This window comes from Arthrospira sp. PCC 8006 (assembly GCF_046480465.1).
Classification (GTDB): domain Bacteria; phylum Cyanobacteriota; class Cyanobacteriia; order Cyanobacteriales; family Microcoleaceae; genus Limnospira; species Limnospira platensis.
Genome location: NZ_PKGG01000058.1, coordinates 16,820 through 27,457, shown reverse-complemented (window position 1 = coordinate 27,457; position 10,638 = coordinate 16,820). Strand labels below are relative to the sequence as shown.

The window sequence follows — 10,638 nt, the reverse complement described above, 5'->3', positions numbered from 1 at the left end:
CTAATCTGCTGTAACATCTCGAGTTCCCGTTCATTGGCTTTTAATCCTGCCCAACTCGCCCCAGTAAAGGCAAAGCGAAATTCTTTGATTGTCACTGGTTGATTAGTTTTGGCATAGGTTGCCAGGTAGGTTATCCGCCCCCCTTCTGGGTTACATCCCAATTGCCTAATGGTGTGATAACCTTGATGTTGGAAGTCTGGAAGGTTGCTCATGGCTGGCTAGGATTGCTTAAATATACCCCATTATATCACCCGCTATCGGGATTATACCGGAAATTTACCAGAATGTCAAATATATTGTAATTATTGGGTTGATTGATTGAGTAATTGTTGAAAGTGGGAATATAAATCTTTAGCCAAGGCTTTAGGATTCCATAAAGGGGCTAAATTATCAGGGTTTTTAGATGCCATTAACTGTTCGCGAATTGATTGTCTAAGTTCCGGTTCACGACCCAAACGGATAGCCCAATTTTGATAGTCTTCCCAGGAGTCGGCTATCCCCATTTCCACACCTACACCCTTTAAGAAAGAATAACCCATGCGCGATAAAAATTGTGAGCCTCGGCGAGTGACTAGGGGAGTATTAAACCAGAGGGCTTCCAAGCTATGAGTGCCACCATTGTAGGGGTAGGAATCCAATAGCACATCTGCCAACATATAGATTTTCCGGTGTTCTTCTTCGGTAGCAAATCGACTTATTTGTTTAATGCGATGTTGACCGACACCGATCGCCTTACAAGCGGCCGCATAGGTCTCACGAATTATCTGGGTATCTCCTAATGCTTTGTGAACTAAAATACTATCGGGAACTTGTTTAAGGATATTGACCTGGGCTTTCACTAAATCAGGGTTAAATTTACGTCCCGGTGCTACACACAAATAAACCACCTGGTCGCGACTAATACGGTAGGCTTGTCTGAGGAGGTTTTGATCTGCTGATACTCTCTTGAAGCCAGAGACGGCCATAAATGTCTGAGGCATCCTAATTAATTTTTCAGTATAATAAGATTCTCGCCCTGGGGGATGGGTATAATGGTCGCCAATAAAATAGTTATCGGCGGAAATTTGAGGGCTATCAAAACCTAGCCAAGATATACAAAAGCGAGCAGGTTGGTGGGCTAAAATTTCGGTATTAATTTGGACACTGAGAGAGTCTAAGTCTAGGAGAATATCGATTTGGTCTTGGCGAATAGCGTTCACAATTTCTTGGGGGTTGGGGAGTCCCTGGGGGAAGTTTTGGGGGGCAAAAACTTTGTGAGCAACTTGTTCAAATGCTGGAGTTTGGTTATCTCGGGTAGGCCGATCGCTCCAATATAGATAAATTTCTGTATTCAGGGCGGCTAATTCTTTAATGACATCGGCACTACACCAGCCGACGGAATGACGACAAAAGTTTTTAGAAAGAATCCCAATTTTAACGGTTTTGGGGCTGGGGATATTGCCAAATCCTTTAGTGGTTTGAATAGTGGTGGGTGTGGAAGTAGGAGATATTAGGCTAACATAGCGATCGCTAATTAATCGTTGTAGCTTATAATTCTTTTCTAAATCATCCCGCAGATAGGGCAGGGCGAATAATAGGTTAGCATAAAGGGATTTAATCTCTACTGGTTTGGTGTGAGCTAGTAAAGCCGGCACTTGTGATTCTAGCTGCAAAAATCTTGGTAAAGCCACGGCATTTAAACCGGAAACCTGATAGATACTAACGGCATAAATAGCGGTCATAATCGGATCGATACTACCACAATTTTTGAGGTATCTTTCTACGGCATTCCTGGCGGAGGCGAGGTCGGAGGAGTCGCGATATATGCCACAGATATTTTGATGGGCGGCGATAAAATTGGGTTTTAATTCGATCGCCTTTTCTAAGAAGGGGATAGCTTCTTTCGGCTGGCCTTGATGTCTATGAATTATACCGATTTGACAGTAGGCTTCTGCCAGATTGGGGTCAGCGACAATAGCCTGTTTCCACAGGGCGATCGCCTCTTCTAATTTACCCTCATTGACGAGTTGATTTCCCTGGTTATAAAGATGAATTGCGCCCCCGGTAGAGGAATTAATTTGATGAGCCTTTTGTTCAACTATTAAGGCTTCCGACTCTCGCCCCAGTTGTCGCAAAGCACGAGCGAGGTTAACATAAACTGCGGTTAAGTCTGGCTTGAGGGCGATCGCCTTTTGATAGCTGGCGATCGCCGATTCCAATTGTCCTTGTTTATAGAACATACTACCCAAATTAGCATGGGCTTGGGGTAAATTCGGGTCAAATTCTAAAGCCTTGGCATAGTATCGGATCGCCTCTTGAATTTGACCCCGACCCTGAGACACATTACCCATAGTCACATAAACCGGAGGCCAGTTAGGTTTCAATTCTAACGCCTTTTGACAGGCGGCGATCGCCTGATCATAGTCTCCCTGAAGATAACAAGTCTCAGCCTGGTGCAATAATACTTCAGGACTAGGGTTAGATGGGGAGTTAGAAACAGAAGGTAACTGGGAAGACATCTGTAAGATCTCGTTTGATGGGTAAAAATGGGTTCAGTTGATTCTGAGATACCCTATTCTTCTATCATAGCCTGTTGAGACTGACAACAGTACAGGGGGGGATTTTGATCAGTTGTTCATATCTATCCTTGATCCTGATAGAGGTCATCGACTCTTGTATACACAAAATGAGCCAATTGAGACTACAATAGTATTATATGAACCTTTAACTGCTATAGACTCAGCCAGTCTTAAATACGAAGGAGGTGTTATTACAGATAAGCCAACAGTTAACGATGAATCTAACAATGAATCATTAATAGATAAAGCTAACGCTGAAGGAAATCATGCAGTTTATCAAGCAGCATTAGTCAGCCTAGTATGGGGATTAGCCGGATTAAATCGAGACTCCAATTCCGAGAAATATGAGGAAAGCAAATCGAAAATGCACGTCAACATTGACCCTCTCAAAGAATCTTAAAGCTATCTCAAAATCAACAAAAGAGGGATATAGCCAGGCTATACCCCTCCTTTTCATGGTCAGATAATTGACCAACTTCTTAACGTCTGGCATTCATTAAATTAGTATTGAATAAATTGGCATCATCCAAATTAGCGCCCGCTAAGTCTGATGCAGTCAAATCAGCCCCACTTAGATTAGTTCCTGTTAAATCAGTATCCCGCAAATTAACACCAATGATATCAAAGCCATATAGGCTGCCTTCTTGAAGACGCACCAAACCCAAACTAACTACAGACTGACGAACATTTTGAAGATTCGCCCCAGTTAAATCAGCACTTTCCAAATTCGCACCAACTAGATTTGCGTTTCTCAGGTTTGCGTCAGTCAGGTCAGCAATCACCATCCCCGCTAGGGTTAGATTAGCATTCCTCAAGTTAGTACGGGTTAAGTCTGCGCCGTGAAGTTTAGCTGCAATCAGGCTAGTATCTGTTAAGTTAGCCTCAACCAGGATAGCCCGGTTGAAGTTAGCCTCATTCAAATTAGCACCAGTAAGATCAGCACCACTGAGATCAGCCCTTTTCAGGTTAGCACCACTAAGGTCTAATCCTTGTAACTGTGCCCCGGTAAGATCACATCCCTCACAGCTTTTAGTCTCCAGCAACTGCTTCAGGTGGGCGGGGTTTTCTGCACGAACTGCAGTAGCGATACCAATGGTAACAAGTAATGTTGCGGTTGCGTAAGCTAATAATTTCATCCCACACCCTCCTCGACTCTCGATACTATTACTATGACTGATTTTGAGCCAAAAAGAAATGAGTAAAATCTCACCGTAAGCTGATCGATATCACAGTCAGGATCTAAAATAGATGCTGCGATCGCATTTTCTACCTAAACAACAACGGCCCTAACCACGTCAGCTAGGCGGTTAGCGCTATCAACCACTGCCAAGGACCCAGCCGCCTCAGCCATCCGATTTAGTTCTGTAGAGTCACCCAATAGATACAAAACTTTACCTTGGAGTTCTTCTGGTGTCAAGTCCTGCTGTTGAATTAATACCGCCGCCCCTTGTTTAGCAAAAACTTTGGCGTTAAAAGTTTGGTGGTCTTCGGCGGCGTAGGGATAGGGAATGAGAATAGCGGGGGTTTTAGTAATGGCCAATTCTGTTAAAGTTCCCGCCCCGGCGCGACTAACTGCGAAAGTAGCGCGTTTGAGCAAGGCTCCCATGTGATCATAAAAAGGCATAGCAATATAGTGGGGATGCTGGAGGCTGTCAGCGTCGGGGTCGAGATTTCCGGTAAGGTGAACGATCCAAACACCTGCATCTAACCAAGCTGGTGCGGCGGCTCTGACTAAGCGATTGACGGCTACAGCGCCCTGAGAACCTCCTAGCACTACGACGAGCGGCGCATGGTCAGGAATAGGGAATTCTAAGGGCTCTGACTCGTTGGTAAAAGCGGCGCGTACAGGAGTACCCACAACGGTAGTTTTGGCTTTGGGAAGATATCTAGCGGCTTCTGCGAAGCCGATCGCCACCTGGGTACAGCGAGGGGCTAACCAGCGGGTGACTTTACCGGGAAGGGCGTTAGACTCATGGAGAATGACGGGTAAACCGAGGGAACGAGCTGCTAAAATGGCGGGGGCGGCAATATAACCCCCTGTAGTGAATACGCCTTGAAAATTGCCCTGTTTGAGGAGGTGGCGGGCTTTGAGGATAGCGGTGGCTAGACGAGTCCCGGTCATGAGAGTTCCTAAGCCGGGTTTTCCCTGAAATCCACCCACGGCGATAGAATGGATAGGGTACTTTTGGGGAACTAGCTGGGTTTCCAGGCGGTCTGGAACTCCTAGCCATTCGATGTGATAATCACTAAGACTATCGGCGGTGGCGATCGCCGGAAACAGATGCCCTCCAGTACCACTGGCTGCAAATAATAATCGCGTGGGTGTCTCGGTCAAGGCTGCTTTTCCTTTGGATACTCAATCAATAATTTCGCTACAATCAAAACACTGGAAGAATCAGAGGGGGTGTTCCCAACGGAAATCCCTAGCTCCTGATTACTTTACCACTCTGACGCACAACTGACAACTATACTTATGACCCGCCTTGTGATTTTTCCGTTGCGCTACCCGGCTTTTTCCCCAGTTTTATCAGCCATTCTGACAATTGCTCTCTGGTGCGGTTTAGGCTGGGGGAGCGATCGCGCTTGGGCATCCGAACCAGACACCGCCCCACCGGAACTGAAAATGCTGCTAGAAAATATTGAGACTGAAGCTAATCGCCAAAATCTGGAAGCGTTGATGAGGTTTTATGCTCCCGATTTTGAAAATACTGATGGTTTAAATCATGATACTTTAAAACGGGGTTTAAGGCATTTTTGGGAACAATACTACTCTCTTAATTATCGCACGACTTTGCAGGATTGGGAACGAGATGGAAATGCGATTATTGCGACAACGGTTACGGAAATTGAAGGGGTGAAACGCTTTCCCGATCGCGATGTAATTTTGCGATCGAGGATTACTTCCCAACAGCGCATTGAGAATGATCTGATTATCGCTCAGGAAATTTTAGCGGAACGCAATCAGTTAACTTCTGGTGAGGCTCCCCCAACGGTTACATTGAATATTCCTGAACAGGTGTTCACGGGTCGAGAATTCAGCCTTGATGCTATAGTTGAAGAACCCCTGGGTTCGGAATTGTTGATTGGAGGGGCGATCGTCCAACCCGTTAATACTAATGCTTACTTTGAGCCTACACCTGTATCTATTCAGTTTTTAACATCTGGTGGTATTTTCAAAATTGGTCAAGCGCCGATATTACCAGAGGATAACTGGGTTTCTACTATTCTTATGCGTCGTGATGGTATCACCTCCATTACCCAGCGCATGAGAGTTGTCGATTAATCGATATAATAGGGGCGAAAAATTTCTCGCCCCTACTAGGTAAGTTAGATCCTGTAGGGGCGGGTTCTCCGAGTTCCTCACCTCCCAACAGGAAGATTGATAAACCCGCCCGGACCAAGGGGGGTATAGCGCTTTTCAGACTCATCAGGTAAAGCCCTCACCCCAAACCCCTCTCCCATAGGGCAGAGGGGCTTTGAAAAGTAGCTCACCAATCTACCGAACCGCTATATTTGCTAACCTTCCCACAGGAAGATTGACGGGCTCGCCTTTTGAGGTAAAGCCCTCACCCCAAACCCCTCTCCCATACGGGAGAGGGGCTTTGAAAAGTAGCTCACCAATCCACCAAACCGGGTATTTCCTCACCTCCCCACAGGAAGATTGACGGGCTCGCCTTTTGAGGTAAAGCCCTCACCCCAAACCCCTCTCCCATACGGGAGAGGGGCTTTGAAAAGTAGCTCACCAATCCACCAAACCGGGTATTTCCTCACCTTCCCACAGGAAGATTGATAAACCCGCCCTTCCTTCCCAAACCGGGTATTTGCTAACCTCCCCACAGGAAGATTGACGGGCTCGCCTTTTGAGGTAAAGCCCTCACCCCAAACCCCTCTCCCAATAGGGGAGAGGGGCTTTGAAAAGTACCTCACCAATCCACCGAACCGCTATATTTGCTAACCTTCCCACAGGAAGATTGATAAACCCGCCCTTCCCAAACCGGGTATTTGCTAACCTCCCCACAGGAAGATTGACGGGCTCGCCTTTTGAGGTAAAGCCCTCACCCCAAACCCCTCTCCCATACGGGAGAGGGGCTTTGAAAAGTAGCTCACCAATCCACCGAACCGCTATATTTGCTAACCTTCCCACAGGAAGATTGACGGGCTCGCCTTTTGAGGAGAGGATTAGTAAAAAGTTCCGGTTTTGCGATAGTGAACTGCTGTTACACCTTCATTATTTAACAGTTTTCCGTTTTGGACTTGAGCATAAATAACCCAGTGGTCGCCGCATTCCATGCGGTTTTTTACCTCACATTCCAAATAAGCCAAAGCATCATTTAAAATCAGACATCCGTTAGAGGCTTCTGTGGTTGATAAAGATGCAAATCTATCCTCACCAGGAGCAAACTTTTTCATAAAGTGTTTACGGAGTTGTTTACCTTCGTCCAAAATGTTTAAAACAAAGCGATCGCCTATATGGGTCATCGATTCCATAGCGCGATCGCGAGCCACAGCCACAGTCAATCCTGGGGGGGTAAAAGTAGCTTGAGATACCCACGAAGCCAACATCCCACTTACCACCTCTCCACGGCGACAGGAGACCACGCACAGGGAACCCACCAAACGACCTACAGCCTGAGCGGTTCGGTCAGCACTAGCAGACTGGGAAGTAGATTTGAGAGCGCGGCGTTTTTGGTCACGTCGCAACATTTGGGCGAAATCAATAGCAGTTTCTTCGCAGGTTTGTAGGGTGATATCTGTGGGTTTAAACTTGACCCTAATTGGTTCAAAGCCGAATTGATAGCCAGCATCTTTTAACTTATCCGCGATTAAATCTACCGCCTCTCCACTCCAACCAAAGGAACCAAAAACCCCGGCTAATTTATTAGTTGATGCGGTATTGAGGATAATTCCCAAAGCGGTTTGTATTTGGGTGGGAGCGTGACCACCGAGGGTAGGGGAACCGATAATAAATCCATCGCATTTTTCGACGGATGTTTGAATTTCGGTAGATTTAGCGTGTTCACAATTAATCAATTCTACCGCTACTCCCGACCTAGTTAATCCTCTGGCGATCGCATGAGCAATAGAGGCGGTATTCCCGTAAGCAGAAGCATATAGCAACGCCACATTCAAATCCTGAGATTTTTGTTTTTCGCTCCATTGTCGATATAAATTAGTTAATTCATTCATCCCATAGCGCACTAAGGGACCGTGACCCGTGGCATAAAACTCAATGGGTGATAACTCAGCAATTTTATCTAAGATTGACAGAATTTTTTTAGGTTGTGCCGCATGGAGACAGTCATAATAAAAACGGCGGTCTTCGCTGTAGACTGACCAGCCTTCATCAAATACTTGATCGCCGCAAACATGGGCTCCAAAAAACTTATCTGTAAACAGGATTTGACTACAGGGGTCATAGGTCAATAAACCATCAGGCCATCGGGGAGTTGGTGCAGTGATTAATTGCAGTTCATGTCCGCGACCAAGGTCTAATTTTTCCTCACTTTTAACTGTTAAAATATTTAAGGTTAATTCTGGGAAAAATTCCCGCAGCGCCAAGGTAGCGGGGTTAGAACACACCCAAGTAATTTGGGGAGCCTTTTCTAACAAGGCTTTAATTGTCGCGCCTCGGTTAGCGTTAAAATGCCCTAAAATCACATATTTTAGGTTGTTAAAATCTAAGCGGTCTTCCAGGGATTTAAGATAGTTGGCGGTAAAAGATTCTCCGGGAGGGTCGATAATCGCCACTTGGTCAGCTTCGATTAGATAACTATTAGCTGTCGTCCCCCGTTGTAGGGAATATTCCACCTCAAACTTGAGTCTATCCCAAGTGCGCGATCGCAAAACCTTGGTATCATTACCAATCAAGAAAACTTGAACATCACGAGCTTTTGAATTATACATTTGTTAAAATGGATATAGTGAACATAGAAACCCAAAAAAGGCGGGTGATTTGGCAATATTTTTGATATCAATCAACCCGCCATCAAGGAATTTTTTAGTAGTGATTTCCGACCTTGCGATGATGAACGGCTGGTAAAGCATCAGGGTTACTAACGCGACCGCCATCAATAGTGGCATAAACAATCCAATGATCGGTTAATTCCATGCGACTAGCTACCCGACATTCCAGATAAGCCAGAGCATCATTTAAAATCGGACTGCCATTATTAGCGGCTTGAGTTTTCACGCCTTCAAAACGGTCAGCACCAGGGGGAAAACGCTTGAGAAAATGCTTCATCAAGGCTTGATAATTGTTCTCCTCCAAGACATTGAGAACAAAGGTATCACCCACCTGCATTAAGGCTTCGATCGCCCTATCTTTGGCAACTGCAATAGTTAACCCCAGAGGTTCAAAACTCGCCTGAGACACCCAGGAAGCCAACATAGCGCTACTCACTTCCCCTTTAGTAGCGGTGATAATATACAACCCGCCACTAATGCGACCCAAGGCTTTATCGACATCGCTATCTAGGGATTTCATCTGCTTAATAGCCTTATCCCGACTGAGTAACTGTCCCATATCGGTTCCGGCTTCATCACAGAGTTTATAGGTGTTTTCGGTGGGGGTTTCGGTAATCCGAATTGAGGGAAAAGCGGGTTTAAGTCCGGCGGCTTTAAACTTGACTTCCAGGGGGTAAACGGACAAATTATTATCGCTACCAGACTCGTACAAACCAAAGGTTTGCTTTTTGTTGGTAGATGCTAAAATGGTGCTGATGGCTTGTTCGGCAAGTTCTGCCTCTTCACCAGACACCGGAGGCATTCCGATAACTAATCCGGTAGCCATACTAGCTAACTCGCGGATTTCCTGGTTATCAGCCGATCGCAGATCCATCATTTCGACAGCGACACCAGTTTTAGTAATCCCGTGGGCGATCGCTTGGGAAAGGCGATCGCTATAACCGAAATCGGAATAGTAAAATACTGCCGCCGTGGTTTCGGCTTTGGACTGTTCCTGACTCCATTTTTGATAGCGATCGGTCAATTCCTTAACGTTATGGCGCAGCAGGGGGCCGTGTCCGGTGGCGATGGTGGTAATAATTCCTAGTTGCTTCATACGCTTAATGGCGCTGAGAACAGACCGGGCGTTAGGAGCCATCAAACATTCGTAGTAGAATCGATAATCAGCCTCAATGTCAGCGAGGTTTGAGTCGTAGGTGAGATCGGAACAGTAGTGCATTCCGAAAGCGTCACAGGTAAAGAGCGTTTCGGTTTGGCGATCGTAGGTGAAAATGGTATCAGGCCAGTGTAGGTTAGGGGCGGAAACGAATTCCAGCACATGACCGTTACCGAGGTCTAATGTATCACCGTTTTTAACTTGTTGAGACTTAAAGGGCTGGTGAACTAGGTTTTCTAAAAATTGAATGGCAACTTTTGCGCCGACGACGGTAATTTGGGGCGCAAGTTGCAGAATATCGGCCACTAAACCGCTGTGGTCGGGTTCTGTGTGGCTAATAATCAGATAATCAATGGCGGCGGGGTCGATTAATCCTTGGAGAGTGTCTAGGTATAGTTGCCGAAATTTGGCGTGGGATGTATCTACTAAGGCGGTTTTGTCGCCACGAATGATAAATGAGTTATAGGTTGTGCCGTTTTGCAGACCAAATTCGATATCAAAGCGATCGCGGTCCCAATCAAGCGATCGAATTGTGGTGGTGTCTGTAGTAACTTCTGCTACCTCAACGGTCAACCGACCTGCTTTAACCCGGTCAGTGAGGGCTACCATGTATGACCTCCCAAAATTTAGCTATCTAATAGTGTGCAAGTTTACAGATATTCTGACACGGATACCGAATCTGTGGGGGTTTGAAAAACCTATCAATGGGTTAAGACCCACAAAACCGAATAGGTAACTCTCTGGGCTTTTCTGATGATTGTTAGATTTGGAAAAGTGGCGATCGCACCTGAGATGATGGTATAGGTGAATATGCTCAAGAAATCTTAACGCCACTGGAATTAACGTAAGTGTCGCCAATGGGGGGTAATCAAATAATTATCACCCTATCACCAATGGGAAATCGCCCCAAGTCTGTGCTGATTAATATTATGCCAACCTGATGAATTGCGATTAACAATA

7 protein-coding genes and 1 pseudogene are annotated in these 10,638 nt (G+C 45.8%); 2 read left to right on the top strand and 6 right to left on the bottom strand.

Features of this window, described 5'->3' with window-relative positions:
* Positions 1-212, bottom strand: a pseudogene (locus B9T16_RS11160) (hypothetical protein); the annotation flags it as partial.
* Between the two features lie 90 nt (positions 213-302).
* A complete protein-coding gene (locus B9T16_RS11155; RefSeq protein WP_410244788.1) occupies positions 303-2,498 on the bottom strand; it encodes a tetratricopeptide repeat protein in 2,196 nt (731 codons plus the stop codon).
* Positions 2,499-2,652: 154 nt separating this feature from the next.
* Between B9T16_RS11155 and B9T16_RS11150 the strand changes: the two genes are divergently transcribed.
* The gene (locus tag B9T16_RS11150) at positions 2,653-2,958 is read left to right on the top strand and encodes a hypothetical protein (RefSeq protein ID WP_410244787.1); all 306 of its coding nucleotides are present in this window, start codon (positions 2,653-2,655) and stop codon (positions 2,956-2,958) included.
* Between the two features lie 79 nt (positions 2,959-3,037).
* Here the strand turns inward: B9T16_RS11150 and B9T16_RS11145 are convergent, their stop codons facing one another.
* Both B9T16_RS11145 and murG read right to left on the bottom strand, forming a co-directional pair.
* Complete coding sequence (locus B9T16_RS11145; RefSeq protein WP_410244786.1) at positions 3,038-3,694, bottom strand: pentapeptide repeat-containing protein; 657 nt, start codon at positions 3,692-3,694, stop codon at positions 3,038-3,040.
* A 134-nt stretch (positions 3,695-3,828) separates the two neighbouring features.
* Complete coding sequence (gene murG, locus B9T16_RS11140; RefSeq protein ID WP_410244785.1) at positions 3,829-4,893, bottom strand: undecaprenyldiphospho-muramoylpentapeptide beta-N-acetylglucosaminyltransferase; 1,065 nt, start codon at positions 4,891-4,893, stop codon at positions 3,829-3,831.
* A 138-nt stretch (positions 4,894-5,031) separates the two neighbouring features.
* On the opposite strand from murG, the gene B9T16_RS11135 reads away from it, so the two are divergent.
* Positions 5,032-5,841 (top strand): nuclear transport factor 2 family protein, encoded by an 810-nt coding sequence (locus B9T16_RS11135; RefSeq protein WP_410244784.1) that lies wholly within the window; start codon positions 5,032-5,034, stop codon positions 5,839-5,841.
* 896 nt (positions 5,842-6,737) lie between these two features.
* Here the strand turns inward: B9T16_RS11135 and B9T16_RS11130 are convergent.
* Both B9T16_RS11130 and B9T16_RS11125 read right to left on the bottom strand, forming a co-directional pair.
* Entirely contained in the window at positions 6,738-8,462 is a 1,725-nt protein-coding gene (locus B9T16_RS11130) for a diflavin flavoprotein (protein WP_410244783.1), read from the bottom strand.
* 94 nt (positions 8,463-8,556) lie between these two features.
* A complete protein-coding gene (locus B9T16_RS11125; protein ID WP_410244782.1) occupies positions 8,557-10,287 on the bottom strand; it encodes a diflavin flavoprotein in 1,731 nt (576 codons plus the stop codon).
* Between the last annotated feature and the right edge of the window lie 351 nt (positions 10,288-10,638).